19 protein-coding genes are annotated in these 20,756 nt (G+C 70.4%); 9 read left to right on the plus strand and 10 right to left on the minus strand.

Annotation, left to right across the window (positions count from 1 at the left end):
* Positions 1–37: 37 nt before the first annotated feature.
* A complete protein-coding gene (gene metK, locus J2Y70_RS10570; RefSeq protein ID WP_263397312.1) occupies positions 38–1,249 on the minus strand; it encodes a methionine adenosyltransferase in 1,212 nt (403 codons plus the stop codon).
* 205 nt (positions 1,250–1,454) lie between these two features.
* Between metK and J2Y70_RS10575 the strand changes: the two genes are divergently transcribed.
* The 3 genes from J2Y70_RS10575 to J2Y70_RS10585 all read left to right on the plus strand — a co-directional run bounded on the left by J2Y70_RS10575 (position 1,455) and on the right by J2Y70_RS10585 (position 5,714).
* The gene (locus tag J2Y70_RS10575; RefSeq protein ID WP_309916975.1) at positions 1,455–3,173 is read left to right on the plus strand and encodes a GNAT family N-acyltransferase; all 1,719 of its coding nucleotides are present in this window, start codon (positions 1,455–1,457) and stop codon (positions 3,171–3,173) included.
* On the plus strand, positions 3,170–3,976 hold the full coding sequence (locus J2Y70_RS10580; protein ID WP_309916978.1) for a UDP-2,3-diacylglucosamine diphosphatase: 807 nt from the start codon (positions 3,170–3,172) through the stop codon (positions 3,974–3,976). The genes J2Y70_RS10575 and J2Y70_RS10580 overlap by 4 nt, the downstream gene beginning before the upstream one ends.
* A gap of 667 nt (positions 3,977–4,643) precedes the next feature.
* Positions 4,644–5,714 carry a metal-dependent hydrolase gene (locus J2Y70_RS10585; protein WP_309916981.1) on the plus strand — a complete coding sequence of 357 codons (1,071 nt, stop codon included), beginning with the start codon at positions 4,644–4,646 and terminating at the stop codon, positions 5,712–5,714.
* 46 nt (positions 5,715–5,760) lie between these two features.
* On the opposite strand, the gene J2Y70_RS10590 is transcribed toward J2Y70_RS10585, so the two are convergent.
* From J2Y70_RS10590 to J2Y70_RS10610, 5 genes are all read right to left on the minus strand, one after another.
* On the minus strand, positions 5,761–6,585 hold the full coding sequence (locus J2Y70_RS10590) for a methyltransferase domain-containing protein (RefSeq protein WP_309916984.1): 825 nt from the start codon (positions 6,583–6,585) through the stop codon (positions 5,761–5,763).
* Positions 6,586–6,604: 19 nt separating this feature from the next.
* Positions 6,605–7,612: a tRNA dihydrouridine synthase DusB gene (gene dusB / locus J2Y70_RS10595; RefSeq protein ID WP_309916987.1), complete on the minus strand. Its 1,008-nt coding sequence runs from the start codon at positions 7,610–7,612 to the stop codon at positions 6,605–6,607.
* Between the two features lie 62 nt (positions 7,613–7,674).
* On the minus strand, positions 7,675–8,280 hold the full coding sequence (locus J2Y70_RS10600) for a DUF4893 domain-containing protein (RefSeq protein ID WP_309916990.1): 606 nt from the start codon (positions 8,278–8,280) through the stop codon (positions 7,675–7,677).
* Between the two features lie 77 nt (positions 8,281–8,357).
* The gene (locus J2Y70_RS10605; RefSeq protein ID WP_309917080.1) at positions 8,358–9,311 is read right to left on the minus strand and encodes a ribokinase; all 954 of its coding nucleotides are present in this window, start codon (positions 9,309–9,311) and stop codon (positions 8,358–8,360) included.
* Positions 9,312–9,357: 46 nt separating this feature from the next.
* Positions 9,358–10,656: a NupC/NupG family nucleoside CNT transporter gene (locus tag J2Y70_RS10610; protein ID WP_263397319.1), complete on the minus strand. Its 1,299-nt coding sequence runs from the start codon at positions 10,654–10,656 to the stop codon at positions 9,358–9,360.
* A 327-nt stretch (positions 10,657–10,983) separates the two neighbouring features.
* On the opposite strand from J2Y70_RS10610, the gene J2Y70_RS10615 reads away from it, so the two are divergent.
* The 5 genes from J2Y70_RS10615 to J2Y70_RS10635 all read left to right on the plus strand — a co-directional run bounded on the left by J2Y70_RS10615 (position 10,984) and on the right by J2Y70_RS10635 (position 16,258).
* A complete protein-coding gene (locus tag J2Y70_RS10615; protein ID WP_309916993.1) occupies positions 10,984–11,955 on the plus strand; it encodes an aldo/keto reductase in 972 nt (323 codons plus the stop codon).
* A gap of 126 nt (positions 11,956–12,081) precedes the next feature.
* Entirely contained in the window at positions 12,082–12,282 is a 201-nt protein-coding gene (hemP, locus tag J2Y70_RS10620; RefSeq protein WP_263397321.1) for a hemin uptake protein HemP, read from the plus strand.
* A gap of 179 nt (positions 12,283–12,461) precedes the next feature.
* A complete protein-coding gene (locus J2Y70_RS10625) occupies positions 12,462–14,678 on the plus strand; it encodes a TonB-dependent hemoglobin/transferrin/lactoferrin family receptor (protein WP_309916998.1) in 2,217 nt (738 codons plus the stop codon).
* 6 nt (positions 14,679–14,684) lie between these two features.
* Positions 14,685–15,281, plus strand: a complete 597-nt coding sequence (locus J2Y70_RS10630) for a Hemin transport protein (protein ID WP_309917001.1) — start codon at positions 14,685–14,687, stop codon at positions 15,279–15,281.
* A 47-nt stretch (positions 15,282–15,328) separates the two neighbouring features.
* Positions 15,329–16,258, plus strand: a complete 930-nt coding sequence (locus J2Y70_RS10635) for a DUF6607 family protein (protein WP_309917004.1) — start codon at positions 15,329–15,331, stop codon at positions 16,256–16,258.
* 115 nt (positions 16,259–16,373) lie between these two features.
* Here J2Y70_RS10635 and J2Y70_RS10640 read toward each other — a convergent pair whose 3' ends face one another.
* The 4 genes from J2Y70_RS10640 to J2Y70_RS10655 are packed head-to-tail and all read right to left on the minus strand — an operon-like array spanning position 16,374 to position 19,965.
* Positions 16,374–16,496: a hypothetical protein gene (locus J2Y70_RS10640; RefSeq protein ID WP_309917007.1), complete on the minus strand. Its 123-nt coding sequence runs from the start codon at positions 16,494–16,496 to the stop codon at positions 16,374–16,376.
* Positions 16,478–16,834: a hypothetical protein gene (locus tag J2Y70_RS10645; protein WP_309917010.1), complete on the minus strand. Its 357-nt coding sequence runs from the start codon at positions 16,832–16,834 to the stop codon at positions 16,478–16,480. Before J2Y70_RS10645 ends, J2Y70_RS10640 begins: the two co-directional genes overlap by 19 nt.
* A gap of 42 nt (positions 16,835–16,876) precedes the next feature.
* The gene (locus tag J2Y70_RS10650) at positions 16,877–19,366 is read right to left on the minus strand and encodes an FtsX-like permease family protein (protein ID WP_309917013.1); all 2,490 of its coding nucleotides are present in this window, start codon (positions 19,364–19,366) and stop codon (positions 16,877–16,879) included.
* Positions 19,363–19,965, minus strand: a complete 603-nt coding sequence (locus tag J2Y70_RS10655) for an ATP-binding cassette domain-containing protein (RefSeq protein WP_309917017.1) — start codon at positions 19,963–19,965, stop codon at positions 19,363–19,365. The genes J2Y70_RS10650 and J2Y70_RS10655 overlap by 4 nt, the downstream gene beginning before the upstream one ends.
* Before the next feature lie 125 nt (positions 19,966–20,090).
* On the opposite strand from J2Y70_RS10655, the gene J2Y70_RS10660 reads away from it, so the two are divergent.
* Positions 20,091–20,756, plus strand: a complete 666-nt coding sequence (locus J2Y70_RS10660) for an arylesterase (RefSeq protein WP_309917021.1) — start codon at positions 20,091–20,093, stop codon at positions 20,754–20,756.

Below are 20,756 nucleotides of genomic sequence, written 5' to 3' on the forward strand. Positions count from 1 at the left end.
TGCGGCCCGTTTTCGTGCAAGCGCGGTCGAACCGGGCTTACTTCAGCTTCGCGTCCGCGCGCAGCGCGTCGGCGCGGTCGGTCTTTTCCCACGAGAACGCGGTGGCGTTGTGCTGCGCGCCGGTGCCGTCGGTGTAGGTGAACGCCTTCGGGGTGCGGCCGAAGTGGCCGTACGAGGCGGTCTGCTGGTACATCGGGTGGATCAGGTCGAGCATCTGGATGATGCCGAACGGACGCAGGTCGAAGTGCTTGCGGATCAGCTTCTCGATCTTGTCGTCGGCGATCTTGCCGGTGCCGAAGGTGGTGACCGAGATCGAGGTCGGCTCGGCCACGCCGATGGCGTAGGAGACCTGCACTTCGCAACGGTCGGCCAGGCCGGCGGCGACCACGTTCTTGGCCACGTAGCGCGCCGCGTAGGCGGCGGAACGGTCGACCTTGGACGGATCCTTGCCGGAGAACGCGCCGCCGCCGTGGCGCGCCCAGCCGCCGTAGGTGTCGACGATGATCTTGCGCCCGGTCAGGCCGCAGTCGCCCACCGGCCCGCCGATCACGAACTTGCCGGTCGGGTTGATGTGGAACTTGGTGCCCTTGTGCAGCCACTTGGCCGGCAGCACCGGCTTGAGGATTTCCTCGCGCACGGCCTCGATCAGGTGCTTCTGCTTGATGTCCGGGTCGTGCTGGGTGGACAGCACCACCGCGTCGATCGCGGTCGCCACGCCGTCTTCGTAGCGCAGGGTGACCTGGCTCTTGGCGTCCGGGCGCAGCCACGCCAGCGGCGAGTTCTTCTTCTTGCGGATCTTGGCCTGCTGCTCGACCAGGCGGTGCGACAGGTGGATCGCCGCCGGCATGAAGCTGTCGGTCTCGCGGGTGGCGTAGCCAAACATCAGGCCCTGGTCGCCGGCGCCCTGTTCCTCGGGCTTCTTGCGGTCCACGCCCTGGTTGATGTCCGGCGACTGCTTGCCGATCAGGTTGAGCACGCCGCAGGTCTCGCCGTCGAAGCCGACGTCGGAGCTGTTGTAGCCGATGTCCAGGATCACCTTGCGGGTCACCGCTTCCAGGTCGATCCAGGCACTGGTGGTGATCTCGCCGGCGACGATCGCCACGCCGGTCTTGACCAGCGTCTCGCAGGCCACGCGCGCGCGCTTGTCCTGGGTCAGGATGGCGTCGAGCACCGCGTCGGAGATCTGATCGGCGATCTTGTCCGGGTGGCCTTCGGAGACCGACTCGGAGGTGAAGAGATAGCTGGACATCGCGGCTATATCCTTGTATTCGGATGAAAAGATGGACGCGCATGATACACGGGCGCGCGGTGCTGTGCATTGTGCCCCTGGCGGCGTTGGGCAAGGTTAACCGGTCAGCCGGCAGGGCCCCCGCCGTCACCTTGCCGTAGTCATATTGCAAGATCGGTGTCGCCGCGGGGGCCGAAGCTGTGCGCAGTCAGCAAGGGGGCTTGCCGTGCTCGCACTCGAACGTCGTCTGCAGGATCGCTACCCGCACTGGTTCGCCGGCCGCCGCTCGCGGCTGGTGCGGCCGCTGCTGCGTGGCCTGCAGAAGTGGTCGGGCCTGGACGCGCTGGACGCGTTCCTGGACGCCAGCCATGAACTGCGCGGCTTCGCCCTGGTCCAGGCCGGGATGGATTTCCTGCAGGCGCGCTACGTGGTCGCGCCGACTCCCGCCGAGTGCATTCCGGCGCGTGGGCGCCTGCTGATCGTCGCCAACCATCCGTCAGGCGCGCTGGATGCGCTGGCGCTGCTGGATTGCGTGGGCCAGGTGCGGCGCGACGTGAAGATCGTCGCCAACGATTTCCTGTGGGCGCTGGAAGGCCTGCGCGAGCTGCTGCTGCCGGTGCGCATCCTCGGCGGCGCGCCGTCGCCGGCCAGCGTGCGCGCGATCGAGCAGGCGTTGGAGCAGGAGCAGTGCGTGATCGTGTTCCCGGCCGGAGAAGTGTCGCGGCTGGGCTGGGGCGGGGTGGCCGACGGGCGCTGGCGCCGCGGCTTCACCCGCTTCGCGCTGCGCACCGCCACGCCGGTGCTGCCGGTGCGCATCCATGCGCGCAACTCGGCGCTGTTCTACGGCGCCTCCGCGCTGTTCAAGCCGGCCGGCACCGCATTGCTGGCGCGGGAGATGTTCGCCCGCCGCGAGCGCCGCATCGCGCTGAGCCTGGGCCATGCGCGCACGCTGCCGCCGGATCAGTCCGACGCCGACCTGATGCGCGGCCTGCGCCGCGAGCTGTATGCGCTGGGTCGTGCCGGCGCCAGCGCGCCTGCGCCGAGCGAAGAGCCGCTGGTCGAGGCCGAGGACCCGGCCGCGGTGGCGGCGGAATTGGCCGCGCTGCGCAGCCTGGGCCAGACCGTGGACGGCAAGCAGATCCGGGTCGGCCGGCTGCGCGCCGGCTCGGCCTTGCTGCGCGAGATCGGGCGCCTGCGCGAGCTGACCTTCCGCGCGGTCGGCGAGGGCACCGGCCGGCGCCTGGACCTGGACGACTACGACACCTGGTACGAGCACATCGTGCTGTGGGACGGCGCCGCCGCGCGCGTGGTCGGCGCCTACCGCGTCGCCCGCGGCGCACCGGTGCTGGCCGAGCGCGGCCTGGCCGGTTTCTATACCGCCGGGCTGTTCCGCTACGGCGAAGCGCTGCTGCCGCGCATCGCCGCGGGCATGGAGCTGGGCCGCAGCTTCGTGGTGCCCGATTACTGGGGCAGCCGCAGCATCGATTACCTGTGGCAGGGCATCGGCGCCTACCTGCGCGACTACCCGCAGGTGCGCTACCTGTACGGCGCGGTCTCGATCAGCGCGGCACTGCCGCGGCAGGCGCGCGAGCAGATCGTGGCCTACTACGCGCACTACTACGGCGATGCGCTGGGCGAAGCGGCCTCGGCGCGGCCGTTCGACTATTCGCAGGCGCCGCCGGCGTTCGACGCGCTGGACGCGGACACCGCGTTCAAGGTGCTCAAGGGCAACCTGGACGCGCTCGGCGCGGCGGTGCCGATGCTCTACAAGCAATACACCGAACTGTGCGAGCCCGGCGGCGCGCGCTTCCTCGCCTTCGGCGTGGACCCGGCGTTCAACGACGCGGTCGACGGCCTGATCGAACTGGATCTGCAGCGCATCCGCAGCAAGAAGCGCATGCGCTACCTGGAACGGCCCCGCAGCGAAGCAGAGGTGATGGCATGAACAAGGTGAGCAGCTTGTCCCCACCGCGCCGCGCGGTGTTCGTGTCCGACGTGCATCTGGGCGCGCCGCACTGCCATGCGCGCGAACTGGCCGATTTCCTCGGAGGCCTGCACTGCAAGCAGCTGTACCTGGTCGGCGACATCGTCGATTTCTGGTGGATGGCGCAACGCCGCGCGGTCTGGGGCGCGGCGCACCAGCGCGTGATCGATGCGCTGCATGCGCTGGCGCGCGGCGGCACCGAGCTGATCTACGTGCCCGGCAACCACGACCGCCCGATCCGCCGTTTCTGCGGCCTGGCGCTGCCGGCGATGCAGGTGCGCCGGCGCGCGGTGCACGTGACCGCCGACGGGCGCCGGCTGCTGGTGGTGCACGGCGACGACTACGACGCGGTCACCCAGTTCGGCGGCCTGCAGGAGAAGTTCGGCGACTGGCTGTACTACCGCATCCTCACCGGCAACCAACTGACCAACCGCGTGCGCCGCCGCTTCGGCATGCGCTACTGGTCGCTGGCCGACTACCTGAAGCGGCAGAGCAGCGCCGCCGAGCGCTACATCGAACGCTTCGTCGACGCCGGCCTGGACGACGCACGCCGCCGCGGCCTGGACGGCGTGGTCTGCGGCCACGTGCACCGCGCCGGCCTGTTCGAGCGCGACGGCCTGGTCTACGCCAACGACGGCGACTGGGTCGAGAGCCTGACCGCGCTGAGCGAAGACCATCAGGGCCGGCTGCAGCTGCTGTCGCATACCGGTCAGGTTCTGGAGACCTTGGCGCCACGCATATTGCGCCTGCCGCAGGCGGCCTGATCGCGCGCGAATTGCGACGGCGACGTTTCCACCCACTCGCGCCAGGCTTCACCTGTAGGAGCGGCTTCAGCCGCGACGAACGAAGCGGCAATGCATGCCAGCATGCATGCAGTCGGGCCTGAAGTCCCTCCCACAGTGCACCCAGTCGTCTTCGCAATCCCTGTAGGAGCGGCTTCAGCCGCGACGAACGAAGCGGCAATGCTTGCCAGCCTGGATGCAGTCGGGCCTGAAGTCCCTCCCACAGTGCACCCAGCCGTCTTCGCAATCCCTGCAGGAGCGGCTTCAGCCGCGACGAACGAAGCGGCAATGCTTGCCAGCCTGGATGCAGTCGGACTGAAGTCCCTCCCACAAATGCTGGGTTCGCCGCGGAGCGCTCCTTGTGGGAGCGACTTCAGTCGCGACGAACGGAGCGATAGGCCTTGCGGTGTCGTATGCCCTTCGGGCCGAAGCCTCTTCCACAATGCAGCGGTCCTGCCGCAAGCCTCTGTAGGAGCGTTCTCAACCGCGACAAGCGAAGCCAGCAAGCAGGCTCGTCCTGGAAGCGCTCCGGGCCGATGGCCCGAGGCCAAGCGGAGTGCACCACACTGATCGGCAGCAGTCCTTTGGCAGCGGCGGTCTCGCGGTTGCTTCAGATCGCGGATGCCCCATCGCCTGCTAGCATCGCCCGATGGACTCCCTCTCCCAGATCGTGCTCGGCGCCGCCGTCGCCGCCGTCATCACTCCCGCGGCGCATCGCCGCGCCGCGCTGCTCGCCGGCGCCGCGCTCGGTACCGTGCCGGACCTGGATTCGCTGCTCCTGCTGCCGCTGACCCGCGACCCGGTCACGTTGATGACGGTGCACCGCAGCTTCAGCCATTCGCTGTTCGTGCTGCCGTTGCTCGGCTGGCTGATCTGGTGGCTGTACCGGCGCTTCGGCCATGGCCGCGTGGCCGCAGCCCCGCAACGCTGGTTCTGGGCGATCCAGTTGGCGCTGATCACCCATCCGCTGCTCGATGCGTTCACCGTCTACGGCACCCAGCTGTGGTGGCCGCTGCGGCCGCCGCCGGCGATGTGGTCCAGCGTCTTCATCATCGATCCGGGCTACACGCTGTGGCTGATCCTGGCCTGCGCCGTCGCCTGGTGGGGGCGCACGCGGCGCGTCGCGCAGCAGGCGCTGCTGGCCGGGCTGATCCTGAGCAGCGCCTACCTGGGCTGGTCGTTGCTGGCCAAGCACATGGTCGATCGCGAAGCCGACCGTGCGCTGGCGGCGATGGGCCTGCAGCACGCGCCGCGCTTCTCGGTGCCGATGCCGTTCAACACGCTGCTGTGGCGGGTGGTGGCGATGACCCCGGGCGGCTACGTGATCGGCGAACGCTCGCTGGTCGCCGACAACGGACCGATGCGTTTCCAGGGCTTTCCGTCCAACGCCCAGGCGCTGGGCGAAGTGCGCGCGCTGCCGGCGGTGCAGCGGCTGAGCTGGTTCAACCGCGGCTTCATGCGCGCCCAGGTCAAGGACGGCGAGCTGGTCCTCAGCGACCTGCGCATGGGCCTGGAGCCGGACTACAACTTCAACTTCGCGGTGGCCCGGCAGCAGGGCAGCGGCTGGCAGGCGATCGAACCGCGCCAGCTGCAGGCCGCGTACCGCGCGCCGGTGGCGCGCGGGCAGATCCGCACCGCGCTGGCGAAGATGTGGCGGCGGATCTGGACCGAACCGGCGGCGGCCACGCCGGTCGGCGCGGCGCCGCCTGCCGCGCACTGAGCACGACGGGCGTGCACCTGGTCCCGCGGGCGCACCGCGGCGGCGGTCAGTAGACCGTCGCGCGCGCCTGCACGAACGAATAGAAGAACACCGCGTCCGGATCGCTCTGCACCTGCGCCATCTCCCGGCGCATGCCGGCCACGGTGTCCTCGCCGACCGCGCCGGCCTGCAGCAGCCGCTCGGCGGCCGACAGCAGCACTTCTTCCCAGAAGGCGATCATGGTCTTGCGCCGGGCCGGCTCGCGGTTGTCCAGGTGCAGCGTCTTGATCTCGGTGCTGACGTCGCGGTAACCGCCGGCCAGCAGCAGGTTGCCCAGCTTGGCGCCGACGAACGGATCGCCGCCGTGGTCGTACTGGAAGTCGTTGAACGCCATCCAGTAGCGCCACACGTTGGGCGAATACGGATGCAGCAGGAACGAGGCGTTCATCACCTCGGTCACGTACACCGGCGACCCCGGCGCCAGCACGCGCCGCACTTCGCTCAGTACCCGCGCCGGCGACGGCACGTGTTCCAGTACCCAGCACAGGAATCCGGCATCGAAGCTGCGCGGCTCGAACGGCAGGTCGCCGGCATCGGCCTGCTGCAGGGTGTAGCGTTCGCGGCACCACGGCATGCGCTGCAGGTTGTCGCGCGCGGCCTGCAGTTGCACCTCGCTGAGATCCACGCCGGTCACGTGCAGGTCGGGAAAGCGGCGCAGCAGGACTTCGGTCTGCGCGCCGACGCCGCTGCCCACTTCCAGCAGGCGCCGCGCGCCGGTGTAGTCGATCTGGTTGAACAGCGTGGCTTCGAGCAGGCGCGCCTGTTTCAGCAGCCGCGCCTGCTCGGTGCCGGAAAAGCCATGCAGATAGGTGGGCGGCGTGGGCGTACTCATGGCGTGCTCCTGGCGGCGCTCAGGCCGCCGCGGGCAAGGCGGGCAAGGCGGGCGGCACGCCGGCGATCAGCGCGTCGAAATAGTCGGCGGTCAGCGCCAGCTGCGCCTGCGCGGTCTCGGCGCGGTTGACCACGGCGCGGAACGCCGCGTTTTCGGGGCGGTCCTTGGCGTACCAGCCCAGGTGCTTGCGCGCGATGCGCACGCCCTGCGCTTCGCCGTAGAAATCGTGCAGCGCCTGCAGGTGGCCGAGCAGGGTGTCGCGCACGAACTGCAGCGGCGGCGCCGGCAGCAGCTCGCCGCTCGCCAGGTAGTGCGCGATCTCGCCGAAGATCCACGGCCGGCCTTGCGCGGCGCGGCCGACCATCACCGCATCGGCGCCGGTCGCGTCCAGCACCTGCGCGGCCTTGTGCGGCGAGTCGATGTCGCCGTTGGCGATCACCGGGATGCGCAGCGCGGCCTTGATCTGCGCGATCGTGGCGTACTCGGCCTGGCCGCTGTAGTGCTGGTCGCGGGTGCGGCCGTGCACCGCCAGCGCGGCGATGCCGCAGTCCTCGGCGATGCGGGCGATGGCCGGGCCGTTGCGGTGGTCGCAATCCCAGCCGGTGCGGATCTTCAGCGTCACCGGTACCGGCGAGGCGTTCACCACCGCGCTGAGGATGCGCGCCACCAGCGCTTCGTCGCGCATCAGCGCCGAGCCGGCCCAGGCGTTGCACACCTTCTTCGCCGGACACCCCATGTTGATGTCGATCAGCTGCGCGCCGTGGTCGGCGTTGTAGCGCGCCGCCTCGGCCAGTCGCTGCGGCTCGGTGCCGGCGATCTGCACGCTGACCGGGTCCGGTTCGCCGGCGTGGTCCATGCGCTGCAGCGATTTGCGGGTCTGCCACAAGCGCGGGTCGGAGATGGTCATTTCCGACACCGCCAGGCCGGCGCCCAGGCGCTTGCACAGCAGCCGGAACGGCTTGTCGGTGACCCCGGCCATCGGCGCCAGGATCACCTTCGGTTCGATCGTGTAGGGGCCGATGCGCATGCGGCCATTGTCGCCGCCGCCGCGGCCGCTGCCAACTGCGCGGCCGGCGCCGGCGCAACCGCTCAGCGGATCAGCTGGTACAGCTCGAAGCCGTCGGCGTTGCCGTCCAGGATCAGCAGCAGTTCGTCCGGTCCGAGCGCGACCAGGCGCCCGACGCTGTTGCCATGGGTGCCGTCGGAGACGTTGCCGGGCGCATAGCGGCCCTGCGGCTCGTCGTTGACGGTGCTGGCGCCCAGGAACGCGAATGCGGGGCTGCCGCTGGCCAACGGATACAGCGTGCCGCTCCTTCGCTGCGAACCGCTGGTCTTGCTCAGGCGGTAGCCGCACGGATCGGCGCCGATCTCGGCCTTGAAGTACGGATAGGCATAGGCGAAACCGCGATCGACCTGGATCGAGCGCACTTTCCAGCGGCCTTCCAGCTTGCCCGACGCCTGCGGCGTCTGCGCGCGCTGCAGCAGGCCGCGTGCCAGCGCTGCGCCGGCTTCCAGATCGGCCTCCTCGTAGCGCGGCGCGATCGCCTGCTGCAGGGTGCGCACCGACGCAGTGACCGTGGCGCGGTCGGCGTCGGCAGCGATGCTGTTCCAGTCGCAGCGTGGCGCGGCGGCCGCGGACAGCGGCGCCAACAAGGCGCATAGCGCGATGAACGATCTGAAGGAACAACGTGGCATCGGGAACTCCTTGTCGGATGCGCGCCCGCCGCGGCGACGGGCGCTTTGGCGGGACCTGGGTGGATATTGCCGGCGGCTCAGCCGATCTCGGGCACCAGCGCGGGCATCGATGCCGCAGCGCCTTCGGCCTCGGTCGAACGCGCCGCGTAGTGGTTGGCGAAGCGCACGTGGGTGGCGAAGCTGGCGTTCGGCGACTGCGCCAGCGAGGCCACCAGCGCGCCGTTGAAGGCGTCGCCGGCGCCGGTGGTGTCCACGGTCTGTGCGGACTCGGCGCCGATGCGGTAGTACGGCTGGGTGTCGCCGCGCATGCGCTCGTCGGGATGCGAGATGAACGCGCCCACCGCGCCCAGCGTCACCACCACGGTGCCGCCCGGCAGCAGCTTGCGGCACAGCGCGTGCAGGCTGCCGCCGTCGACCGCGGCGACGTCGTCGGCCTCCACGCGCTCGCCGACGTGGCGCGCCAGCAGCGCGGCGAACTCGGTCTCGTTCGGGGTCAGCACGTCGGCCAGCTTGAGCAGGCCGATGCTGGTCTGCGCATTGGCCGGCGCCGCGTTGAGCACCGTGGTCAGGCCGGTCTCGCGCGCCAGCGCCAGGGTGCCCTCGATGGTCTCGATCGGCGATTCCAGCTGCGCCAGCAGCACCCGCGCCGAACCCAGCAGCGCGCGTTGCGCCTGCACGAAGTCCAGGCTCAGCGCGGCGTTGGCGCCGGCGCCGATGACGATGGTGTTGCGGCCGTGGCCATCGACGTAGATGCCGCCGGTGCCGGTCGGCTCGGTGCTGGCCTCGGCGGCCAGGTCGATCCCGTCCTGCGCCGCCAGCGCGCGCGCCATCGCGCCGCCGGCGTCGTCGCCGAGCGCGCACACGAAGGTGGTGCGGGCGCCGGCGCGCGCCGCCGCCACCGCTTGGTTGAAGCCCTTGCCGCCGGGGCCGGTGCTGTAGCGGCCGGCGATGGTGGCGCCGGGGGCGGGCAGGGTTTCGCAGCGCCAGACGTGGTCGACATTGAACGAACCGACGACGATGACCGAACTCATAGGCATGTGCTGCTTCTCAACGGGAACTGGGGAAAGGGGGACTGCATCAGCCGAAGTGCGACAGCACGCCGGCGATGGTGGCGGTCATGAAGGTGGCGATCGAACCGCCCAGCACCGCGCGCAGGCCGAACCGCGCCAGGTCCTGGCGGCGCTCCGGGGCCAGGCCGCCGATGCCGCCGATCTGGATCGCGATCGAGCTGAAATTGGCGAAGCCGCACAGCGCGTAGGTGGCGATCAGCCGGCCTTCGCTGCTCAGCTGCATGCCGGGAATCTCGCCCTTGACGATCTTCGACAGCTCGCTGTACGCCACGAATTCGTTGATCACCACTTTCTGACCGATCAGCGAGCCGACCGTGGTCGCATCCGCCCACGGCGTGCCGATCACCCACGCGATCGGCGCCAGCAGATAGCCGAAGATGGTGGACAGGTTGGTCGGGCGGCCGATCGCCGCGGCCAGGCCGGTGGCGTCGCCGAGCCAGGTCAGCGGCGCGTTGACCAGCGCGATCAGCGCGATGAAGGCCAGCAGCATCGCGCCGATGTTCAGCGCCAGGCGCAAGCCGTCGCCGGCGCCGGCGGCCGCGGCGTCGATGATGTTGCTGGTGGTCTTCTCCACTTCCATCTTGACCGTGCCGCGGGTCAGCGGGGTGCCGGTCTCCGGGATCAGCAGCTTGGCCACCACCAGCGTCGCCGGCGCGGCCATGATGCTCGCCGCCAGCAGGTGCTTGGCGTAGAACGCCTGCTGCGCCGGATCGCTGCCGCCGAGCATGCCCACGTAGGCGGCCAGCACGCCGCCGGCGATGTGCGCCATGCCGCCGATCATCATCGTCAGCAGTTCGGACTCGGTCATCTTCGGGATGTAGGGCCGCACCGTCAGCGGCGCCTCGGTCTGGCCGATGAACACGCTGGCGCAGACGCTGGTGGTCTCCGCGCCGGACACGCGCATCACCTTGGTGATCGCCCAGGCCATCACCCGCACCACCGCCTGCATCACCCCGAGGTGGTACAGCACGCCCATCAGCGCCGAGAAGAAGATGATCGTCGGCAGCACCTGGAAGGCGAAGATGAAGCCGTTGCTGGTGGTGTCCATCAGGCTGCCGAAGATGAAGTTGGAGCCTTCGTTGACGAAGCTCAGCACCTTCACGAACAGCTGTCCCAGCCAGTCGAACACCTCGCGTCCGCCCGGCACCAGCAGCACCAGCGAAGCGAAGGCGATCTGCAGGATCAGGCCGGTCGCGACCAGCTTCCAATCGACCGCGCGCTTGTTGTTCGAGAACAGCCAGGTGATCCCGATCAACACCGCCAACCCGAACAGGCCGAAGCCGATCCTCCCCAAACCCTCGACCATCTGCTTCCCCTGGATCGCCGGACCAAAGAGAGGAAGCCTAGTGCAGGGGGTGACGGGCGGCAAGGTAAACCCCGTTCAGCGCCGGAAAACCTGGCGCTGGAGCATGTCGGCCATTCCAGATGCGGGTCGCGCCGGGCATCCGGGCAGGTGCCGTGGCCGTTCGGGCGAACCGACCGCGGGCGCGTTCTTGGGCCAGCGTTCCAGTTTGGGAGCGGTTTCCGCGCACCCGGCCCGGCCGCAGCGTGCCGCCACACGTCGGCCCCCTCGCTACACTGTGCGACCGCCCGCCGGCCACGCCGCGGGCTTGCACAGCAGGAGGAAAACGCCATGCAGTACCGTCGCCTCGGTGCCACCGGATTGCAGCTGTCGGCGCTGTCGTTCGGCGCCTGGATCAACTTCGGCGGACAGATCGGCCGCGACGAAGCGCGCAACCTGATCGCCGCCGCCTGGGACCATGGCGTCAACTTCTTCGACAACGCCGAGGTCTACGCGCAGGGCCGCGCCGAGCAGGTGATGGGCGACGTGATCGCCGACCTGCGGCTGCCGCGCGATGGCTATTGCGTGTCCAGCAAGGTGTACTTCGGCGCGGTCGACGCGCCGCGCCCGACCCAGCGCGGGTTGTCGCGCAAGCACGTCACCGACGCCTGCCACGCCGCGTTGAAGCGGCTGCGGGTGGACTACCTGGACCTGTACTACTGCCACCGCCCCGACGCCGACACCCCGGTCGAGGAGACCGTGCGCGCGATGGACGCGCTGGTCCGGCAGGGCAAGGTGCTGTACTGGGGCACCTCCGAATGGCCGGCCGCGCGCATCCGCGAGGCCGCGCAGCTGGCGCAGGCGCTGGGCCTGCAGGGGCCGTCGATGGAGCAGCCGCAGTACAACCTGCTGCACCGCCAGCGCGTGGAGCAGGAATACGCGCCGCTGTACGCCGAATTGGGCCTGGGCACCACGATCTGGTCGCCGCTGGCCTCGGGCCTGCTGACCGGCAAGTACAACGACGGCATCGATCCGGCCTCGCGGCTGGGCCAGGCCGGCAACGCCTGGCTGCACGACGAGGTGATCGGCCCGCCGGAGCAGCGCCGCGTGGAGCGCGCGCGCGCCTTCACCGCGCTGGCGGCCGCGGAAGGCGTGGCGCCGGCGGCCTTGGCGATCGCGTGGTGCCTGCGCAATCCGCACGTGTCCACGGTGATCCTCGGCGCCAGCCGCGTCGCGCAGTTGCTGGAGAACTTCGACGCGCTGCCGCTGGCCGCGCGCGAGGACCCGGCGTGGTGGGCGCAGGTCGAGGCGGCGGTGGCCTGAGTCGGGGACCGGATCGAATGCCGGCGCGGCCTTTGGCAGCTTGAATATCTACAAACGAGAACGGCTCTTGCTTAATTATTGAGAATCATTATCATCCGTATCGACCCCTGTGTACGGAGCCCGACCATGACCGCTCAACCCGTCCTGTTGCGTCACCCCGAAACCCTGAGCCTGCGCGAGCGCTCGCTGCCGCGCGCGGTTCCGGCCGAAGAGACGATCAGCAGCGAGGCGCTGCTGAAAGGGCGCCGCGAGGTGCTGATCCAGCATGGCGACCGCGTCTATCGCCTGCGCCACACCAGCAACGACAAGCTGATCCTGACCAAGTGATCCCCGCCCGGTCGCGCGATGCGCGGCCGGGCCACCGCTCGACACTGCCGCCACCTGGCCGGACCCATGGTCCCGCCGCGGCCGCCCCGCAGTCGCGATCGTTTTCTCCCCCTCGGCCCGCGCGCCGGCCCCTGGGCCGGCTTGGCCGAGGTCTTTTCGCGACCCACCCGATGACTCCTATGCTCCGTACCGCTCCGCTCACCGGTGCGCTGTGGCTGGCCCTGGCCGCCTGCGCACATGCCGCCCCCGCCTCCGACGCCGCGTCCGCCGCTTCAGCCGATGCCGCCACCCCGCGCGATTTCGATCGCCTGCAGGTCACCGCCACCCGCACCCAGCGCGCGATCGTGGACGTGCCCAGCAGCGTCGACGTGATCGACCGCGAGCAGATGGACCAGGAACTGGTCTACGACCTGAAGGACCTGCTGCGCTACACCCCGGGCGTGTCGGTCACCGGCAACAGCGGCCGCTTCAGTGGCGTCGGCGGCATCCGCATCCGCGGCCTGGACGGCAACCGCGTGCTGATCCAGACCGACGGCATCCCGGTCTCGGACACCTTCAGCTTCGGCAGCTACCTCAACGCCAACCGCAACTTCGTCGACATGGAAACGCTCAAGCGGGTCGAGATCGTGCGCGGCCCGGCCAGCTCGCTGTATGGCTCGGACGCGCTCGGCGGCGTGGTCGCCTATGTGACCAAGGATCCGGCCGACTACCTGGCGCCGGGCAAGCACAGTTACGTGGGGCTGAAGTTCGGCTACGAGAGCGAGTGGGACGGCCTGTTCGGCGGCGCGCTGGTCGCCTTCGGCGGCGAGCGCTGGAGCGGCATGGCCGCGGTCAGCCACCGCCAGGGCCAGGAAAGCGAGACCCAGGGCGACAACCGCAGCACCGGCGCGGCGCGCACCGCGCCCAATCCGCTCAGCAGCGACGGCCGCAGCCTGCTCAGCAAGCTGGTCTACGCGCCGAGCGCGAACCAGCGCTTCAAGCTCACCGTGGAAGGCAACGAGGACTACGGCCGCATCGACGCGCTGAGCAGCGTCACCTCCAGCATCCTGTCGCAGCGCGGCCGCGACCACCAGACCCGCGCCCGCGTGTCGCTGACCCACGAGGTGGACCAGCTCGACACGCTGCTCGCCGACGACCTGCAGTGGCAGCTGTACCGGCAGGACAGCGAGAGCCTGCAGCGCACCGACGAGCGCCGCAGCAACAACACCCTGCGCCACACCGAACACAACTTCGATCAGCGCCTGTACGGGCTGCAGGCCAACCTGCACAAGCACGTCGACCAGGGCAGCGTGGTCCACGACATCAGCTACGGCATCGACCTGTCGTGGAACGATACCCACGAGAAGCGCGACGGCTACACGCAGAACCTGGGCAGCGGCGCGATCAGCAAGACGGTGGGCCTGGAGACGTTCCCGGTGCGCGACTTCCCGGTCACCGAGACCACCAAGGCCGGCGCCTACCTGCAGGACGAGATGCGCCTGGCCGACGGCCGCTTCAGCCTGATCCCGGGTCTGCGCGTGGACTACTACCGGCTGTCGCCGCAGGTCGATGCGATCTTCGCCAACGACAACCCCGGCGTGGCGGCGAAGAAGGTCACCGACAGCAACGTCTCGCCCAAGCTCGGCGCGATCTGGCGCATCGACGATGCGTGGTCGCTGTACGCCAACTACGCGCACGGGTTCCGCGCGCCGCCGTACAACGACGTCAATATCGGCTTCACCAACCTCGTGGTCGGCTACACCGCGATCGCCAATCCCGACCTGAAGCCGGAAACCAGCAAGGGCGGCGAACTGGGCCTGCGCTACGCCACCGCCGCCGGCTATTTCGGCCTGAGCGGCTACTACAACGACTACCGCGATTTCATCGAGTCCTACAGCTTCGTCGGCTTCAACGCCGACGGCCTGATGCTGTACCAGTCGCGCAACGTCGACCACGTGGTGATCAAGGGAGTGGAGGCCAAGGCCGGTGTCGATTTCGGCGCGTTGTCCGCGCGCTGGGCCGGCTGGTCGCTGCACTCCAGCGCCGCGTATGCGCGCGGCGACAACAAGACCGACGACGCGCCGCTGAACGCGATCGACCCGCTGCGCGGCGTGGTCGGCCTGGCCTACGACCGCGACACCTGGGGCGCGCAACTGGTCGGCACCGTCGTGGCGAAGAAGAAGCGCCCGGCGCTGGCCACGTACTACACGCCGTCCGGCTATGCGACGCTGGACCTGTTGGCGCACTGGAACTTCACCCCCGGCGCCAAGCTCAACGTCGGCGTGTTCAACCTGGCCGATCGCCGCTACATCGACTGGAACGCGCTGCCCGGCGCGACGCTGGCCAGCAGCACGGTGCTCGACCGCTATACCGGCGCCGGGCGCAACGTCTCGGTCAGCCTGGCGCTGGACTGGTAGCGGCGCATGGGCAAGGCGGCGCCAGCGATCACCGACGCGACCCGGATCGCCGCATCCGCGCCGCTGCCGCGCCCGGCGCAGCTGGCCGCACTGGGTACCGTGCTGTGCCTGTACCGCGCGCAGCTGGGCACGGAACTGATGGGCTGGAACCATGCGCTGCGCGTCGGCGCGCAGCTCGGCGTGGACAGCGACGGATTGCTCGAAAGCCTGTGCTTCTACGATCGCCAGGAACGCTGCTGCTGGCGCCTGTACCTGCTGCCGGACAGCGATTTCGTCGCCTGGGACGCGTTGCTGTCGGCGCTGCCCGCGGTCCACAGCGGCGGCGCCGACGGCGGCGTCGCCGAACGCCTGTGGCGACGCGTGGCCGGGCGTCTGAGCGGCGACAGCTGGCGCGCGCGGGCGCTGCGCCTGCATGCCAGCGACGGCGAATTGGCGGCCAGCGTCGCCAGCGTGTCGCCGTTGGGCGCCAGCATCGCCCGGCGCATCGCGCGGCTGGAAGCGGCCGAGGGCGAAGTGCTGGTCGACGACTGCTGCTGCGCCCGCGCCGGCCTGCCGACCACGCGTCATGATCCACAACGGCCTTGGCCAGTGCTGCGCCTTTAGGGCGCGTTTCCTCCTCTCTTTCTCAGCTACCGCGACCGACCACGACGATGAAATCACCGCTTCTGCTGCTCCTGCTCGCCGCTACCGGCCTGGCCCAAGCCCAGGACGCCGATCCGCAACGCGACCGCGCCAGCATCCTGGCGATGCAGGGCGAGTACCTGGTGGATTTCGCCTTCGACGAGACCGTGCTGCTCAAGCCCGGCTACGAGCGCGCGCCGGCGATGCGCAGCGGCGCCAACGAAGTGGTGATCGTGGTCGAGGACAGCCCGCGCAAGGTGGTGCTGCAGCATCTGCTGGTCGACACCAAGAGCGGCCACGTGACCAAGCACTGGCGCCAGGACTGGAGCTACGAAGCGCCGCAGCGTTTCGAGTTCAGCGCCGACCAGACCTGGCAGGTGCGCCCGCTCGCCGCCGCGGCCACCCGCGGCGCGTGGACCCAGTGCGTGTACGAGGTCAGCGACGCGCCGCGCTACTGCGGCACCGGCCGCTGGGACTATGCCGACGGCCATCCGACCTGGACCAGCGACCTGAGCTGGCGTCCGCTGCCGCGGCGCGAATACACCAAGCGCAGCGACTACAACGCGCTGGCGGTGATCAACCGGCACACGCTGACCCCGGCCGGCTGGACCCACGAGCAGTTCAACACCAAGGTGCTGCGCAAGCCCGACGGCAGCCAGCAGCCGATCGCACGCGAATTCGGCTTCAACGACTACGCCAAGACCGGCGAGGTCGACTTCAAGCCGGCCTACGATTACTGGAAGGCGACGCAGGGCTACTGGGCCAAGGTGCGCGCGCACTGGGACGCGTTCCTCGGCAAGCCGCCTGGCGTGCACCTGAAGACCAAGCTAGACGGCATGGCGATGATCATGCCGCTGTTCGAGCAGGCCGAGGCGGTGCAGCAGGGCAAGCCGGTGGCCGATGCCAAGATCGCCGCGGTGTTCGCGCAGTGGGTGGAGCCGGCGCCCGCCGAACGCTGAGCGCGCGCACCGATGAAGCCGGAGAGGGAAGGCGGCCGGCATGGCGCCTTCCTTTTTGCTGTCTGGCATAGACGACCCGGCACGGCAATGCACGGCGGCGACAGCTACAGGTTGGTCACCAAGTGATAGCCAGGCCCTTGCGCTCGGGCAAGGTGACGATGAGCGGGAAGTCGATCGACATGCCGCTCAGGTCCAGCCACTGCGGATGGAACGACTCGATCAGCCGCACTGCCAGCAATGGCTGAGCCGAGAGATCTCCGCGGCGCGCAGCAAGGCGGCCAGTTCGTTCTCGCACTCCTCGTACCGCACCGCCAGAATCGCGACTGGAGCTTCCCGGTGTCCGCGCACGCTGTTGCGTTCGCGCAGGCGCCGGCCCACGCCATCCAGCGCCTGCGGCGTCGGCGCGCTCGCGATGTAGGACGGGCCGCTGCGGGTCTCGGCCAGGATGCAGGCCAGATACGGCACGCCGTTGCGCAGCGGGTGTCGCTCATCGGCCAGCCGCGTCGTGCACGGGAGCGCCGCGTGTGCCGGCAAGTTGCCGGCGTTGCAGTGGCCGGCATTGCCGTGGCGGGCCACGCGCGTCCTGGCCCGCGGCCCGCGGACACGGCCGCGGCGCGCTCAGTTCTCGCGCAGCGCCAGCGCCGGCGGCGTGCGCAGGATGCGGCGCGTGCCCGACCAACCGGCGAGCAGGCTCAGCAGCACGCCGCCGACCCCGCCCAGCAGCAGCGCCGGCCACTGCGGCGACAGCGTCAGTTCGAACGCCTGCCTGGCCACCACCACGCCGATGCCCGCCGCCGCGCCGACCGCCAGGATCGCCGCGAGCAGGCCGAGCGCGCCGAACTCGACCAGCACCGCGCCGCGCAACTGGCCGCGGCGCGCGCCCAGCGTGCGCAGCACCGCGCTGTCGTAGCGGCGCTCGCCGGCGGTGGCCTGCAGCGCCGCCAGCAACACCAGCGCACCGGCCAGCAGGCTGAAGCCCATCACCAGCTGCACCGCCTGCGCCACGCGGTCGATCACTTCGCGCACCCGTCCCAGGATCGCGTCGATGTCCAGCAACGACACGTTCGGATAGGTGCGGCTGAGCCCGCTCAGCTGCGTGGCGGAACCGCGCGGCAGATGGAACGCGGAGATCAGGTTGTACGGCGCGTCCTGCACCGCACCGGCGTTGAGCAACAGGAAGAAGTTGACCCGGAACGAATCCCAGTCGGCCTTGCGCATGCTGGTCACGGTGAAGCTGCGCTGCTGTTCGCCGAGCAGCAGGGTGATGCGGTCGCCGAGCTTCAGACCGTAGCGTTGCGCCCAGGCTTCCTCCACCGAGGCTTCCGCCGCGGTGCTGTCGGCAGCCCAGAAACGTCCGGACAGCAAACGGTTGGCGGCGGGGAATTCGTGCCGCCAGGAGAAGTTGATCGGCCGGTCGACGCCGTCGCCATCGCCGGCGTCGTCCGGCCCCTGGTCCTGGCGCTGCGGCGGCTTGCCGTTGATCGCCACCAGCTTGCCGGTGCTGAACGGCTCCACCGCCGCGTCGGCGACGCCCAGCCCGCGCAGCGTGGCGAGCACGTGCTCGGCCTGGTCGGGCTGGATGTTCATCAGGAAGTAGTTCGGCGTGTCCGCCGGCAGCCGGTCGCGCCACTGGCCAAGCAGACCCGGCCCGATCACCGCCAGCAGCAGCAACGCGCACAGCGATAGCGACAGCCCGACCAACTGCACCACGCTCAGCGCGCGGCGCCGGGTCAGCGCGGCCAGGCCCAGCTTCCACGGCCCGCGCAGGCGCGACTGCAGCCTGCGCAGCAGGGCCAGCAGCAAACCGCCGACCGCCGCGGCGAGCGCGGCCAGCAGGGTCAGCCCGCCCAGCACCCAGGCCGCGAGCAGGCCATCGCCGGTGGCGTACACCGCCAGCACCACGGTGGCGACCAGCGCGGCGGCGTAGACCAGCAGCGAGGTCGGCGGCAGCGCGGCGAAGCTGCGGTTGAGCACGCGCATCGGCGGCACGTTGCGCAGCCGCAGCAGCGGCGGCAGGCCGAAGCCGAGCAGCAGCAACAGGCCGATGCCGGCGCCGGCCAGCGCCGGGGTCGCCTGCGGCAGTGGCAGCCGGTTCGGGATCAGGCTGCCCAGCGCCTCGACCAGGCCGATCTGCGCCAGCATGCCCAGGCCCACGCCGAGCGCGCAGGCCGGGATCGCCAGCAGCAGCAACTGCAGCGCCAGCGCGCCGAGGATGTCGCGCTGGCGCGCGCCCAGGCAGCGCAGCACGGCGACGTTGTCGATGCGGCGCAGCGCGAAGCGGTTGGCCGCCAGCGCGGTGGCGACGCCGGCCAGCAGCACCGCCAGCAATGCGGCCAGGGCCAGGAAGCGGCCGGCGCGGTCGAAGGCGCCGCGCACGCCGCGCTGGGTGTCCTCGATGCCGACCAGGCGGAACGCCTTGGCGCGCGGCGCCAGCCATTCGCGCAGCGCGGCGATCTCGCCCGGCGCACCGGCGAACATCAGCCTGTAGGAGGCGCGGCTGCCGGGGCCGAGCAGGCCGGCGGCGTCGACGTCGGCGCGGTTGACCAGCAGCGGCGGCGACAGCTGCATCAGCTCGCCCGATGCGTCCGGCTCGGCGCGCAGCACCCGGGTCACGCGCAAGCTGCCGGCGCCGAATTCCAGGTCGTCGCCGAGCTTCAGCCCCAGCGCCTCGAGCAGGCGCGGGTCGGCGTAGGCCTGGCCGCGCGGCGGCGGGCCGGCGCGCTCGCTGCCGGCGCCGGCGGCGTCGCGCGCGACCAGCAGTTCGCCGCGCAACGGGTAGCCGGCGGCGACCGCCTTGATGTTGGCCATCTGGCTGGCGTCGCCATGGAACAGCACGCTGGGAAAGCTGACCAGGCGCGTATGGCGCACGCCGCGGCGCTGCGCTTCGGCGGCGAACGCGTCGGGGATGTCCTGGCGCCCGGTGACGCCGAGATCGCCGCCGATCACCTCGGCGGCGCTGCCGGTCAGCGCCAGGGTCACGCGATCGACCAGGGTGCCGACCGCGGTCATCACCGCCACGCCCAGCACCAGCGCGGCGAACACGGTCAGCAGGTCGCCGGCGAACAGTTCGCGGCGCAGCGCGCGCGCGGCGTGGCGCAGTACGTTCATGCCTCGGCCACCGCTTCGGACACGCCCAGGCGCCCGCGGTCGAGCCGGTAGCGGTGCTCGCAGCGTTGCGCCAGGCGCAGATCGTGGGTGACCAGCACCAGGGTGGTGTCGCTGCCGGCGTTGAGCGCGAACAGCAGGTCGCTGATCTGCTGGCCGGTGGCCTGGTCCAGGCTGCCGGTGGGTTCGTCGGCGAACAGGATCCGCGGCCGCGCCACGAACGCGCGCGCCAGCGCCACGCGCTGCTGCTCGCCGCCGGACAGCTGCCGTGGGTAGTGCCGGGCCCGCGCGGTCAGCCCGACCGCTTCCAGCACCTCGCGCACCCGCGCCGGATCCTCGCGCCCGGCCAGTTCCAGCGGTAGCGCGATGTTTTCCGCCGCGGTCAGCGACGGCAGCAGATGGAAGCTCTGGAACACGAAGCCGACTTCGCGCGCGCGCAAGGCCGCGCGGGCTTCCTCGTCCAGCGCGTTGAGCGACTGCCCGGCCAGGACGATCTCGCCCCGGGTCGGCAGGTCCAGCCCGGCGAGCAGGCCGAGCAGGGTGGTCTTGCCGGAACCGGAGGCGCCGACGATGGCGACGCTGTCGCCTTCACCGACGGTCAATCCGACCTTGTCGAGAATGTGGACCGTGCCCTCCGGTCCGCTGACGGATTTGCCGACATCGCGTACGTCGATCGCGATGCCGGTGCGGGGAGTGGGGGCCAGACTGTCGATGAGGAAATCTCCGGATGCGTGGCAACGATACGAAAGGAACGCCGGCCTGGGCGCGCAGCGCCTGGGTCCTGGCCTGCTTGGCATGGTGTCTGCTGTTGCCCGCCATCGCCTGTGCCAAAGGTGCGACGGGCCCGATTCTGGTGGTCGGCGACAGCCTCAGCGCTGCGCACAACATCCCGGTCCAGTCCGGCTGGGTGGCGCTGCTGGAGCGCCGCCTGCAACAACAGATGCAGGCGCCACCGGCCGTAGTCAATGCCAGCATCAGCGGCGAGACCTCTTCGGGCGCGCTGACCCGGCTGCCGGGGCTGCTGCAGAAGCACCGGCCGGCGGTGGTGGTGATCGAACTCGGCGGCAACGACGCGCTGCGCGGACTGACCCCGGCCGAGCTGCGCGGCAACCTGGAAAAGATGATCGTGCTCAGCCGCGACGCCGGCGCCAAGGTGCTGCTGCTGGGCATCGACGTGCCGCCGAACTACGGGCCGGCCTACCGGCAGCGGCTGCGCGCGATCTACGCGGACCTGGCCAAGCAGTACCAGACCGGGCTGTTGCCGTTCCTGCTGGAGGGCGTGGCGCTGAACCCGGCGCTGATGCAGGACGACGGCCTGCATCCCACCGCCGCCGGCCAGCCGAAGGTGCTGGACAACGTGTGGCCCAAGCTCAAGCCCTTGATCGGCGGGTGA

Source organism: Xanthomonas sp. 1678, from assembly GCF_031455575.1.
In the GTDB taxonomy this organism is placed as follows: domain Bacteria; phylum Pseudomonadota; class Gammaproteobacteria; order Xanthomonadales; family Xanthomonadaceae; genus Xanthomonas_A.

Coding starts and splice junctions, on each gene's coding strand:
- metK (WP_263397312.1), bottom strand. CDS start 1,249: ATGTCCAGCTATCTCTTCACCTCCGAGTCGGTCTCCGAAGGCCACCCG.
- J2Y70_RS10580 (WP_309916978.1), top strand. CDS start 3,170: ATGAACAAGGTGAGCAGCTTGTCCCCACCGCGCCGCGCGGTGTTCGTG.
- J2Y70_RS10585 (WP_309916981.1), top strand. CDS start 4,644: ATGGACTCCCTCTCCCAGATCGTGCTCGGCGCCGCCGTCGCCGCCGTC.
- J2Y70_RS10590 (WP_309916984.1), bottom strand. CDS start 6,585: ATGAGTACGCCCACGCCGCCCACCTATCTGCATGGCTTTTCCGGCACC.
- dusB (WP_309916987.1), bottom strand. CDS start 7,612: ATGCGCATCGGCCCCTACACGATCGAACCGAAGGTGATCCTGGCGCCG.
- J2Y70_RS10600 (WP_309916990.1), bottom strand. CDS start 8,280: ATGCCACGTTGTTCCTTCAGATCGTTCATCGCGCTATGCGCCTTGTTG.
- J2Y70_RS10605 (WP_309917080.1), bottom strand. CDS start 9,311: ATGAGTTCGGTCATCGTCGTCGGTTCGTTCAATGTCGACCACGTCTGG.
- J2Y70_RS10610 (WP_263397319.1), bottom strand. CDS start 10,656: ATGGTCGAGGGTTTGGGGAGGATCGGCTTCGGCCTGTTCGGGTTGGCG.
- J2Y70_RS10615 (WP_309916993.1), top strand. CDS start 10,984: ATGCAGTACCGTCGCCTCGGTGCCACCGGATTGCAGCTGTCGGCGCTG.
- hemP (WP_263397321.1), top strand. CDS start 12,082: ATGACCGCTCAACCCGTCCTGTTGCGTCACCCCGAAACCCTGAGCCTG.
- J2Y70_RS10625 (WP_309916998.1), top strand. CDS start 12,462: ATGCTCCGTACCGCTCCGCTCACCGGTGCGCTGTGGCTGGCCCTGGCC.
- J2Y70_RS10630 (WP_309917001.1), top strand. CDS start 14,685: ATGGGCAAGGCGGCGCCAGCGATCACCGACGCGACCCGGATCGCCGCA.
- J2Y70_RS10635 (WP_309917004.1), top strand. CDS start 15,329: ATGAAATCACCGCTTCTGCTGCTCCTGCTCGCCGCTACCGGCCTGGCC.
- J2Y70_RS10650 (WP_309917013.1), bottom strand. CDS start 19,366: ATGAACGTACTGCGCCACGCCGCGCGCGCGCTGCGCCGCGAACTGTTC.
- J2Y70_RS10660 (WP_309917021.1), top strand. CDS start 20,091: ATGCGTGGCAACGATACGAAAGGAACGCCGGCCTGGGCGCGCAGCGCC.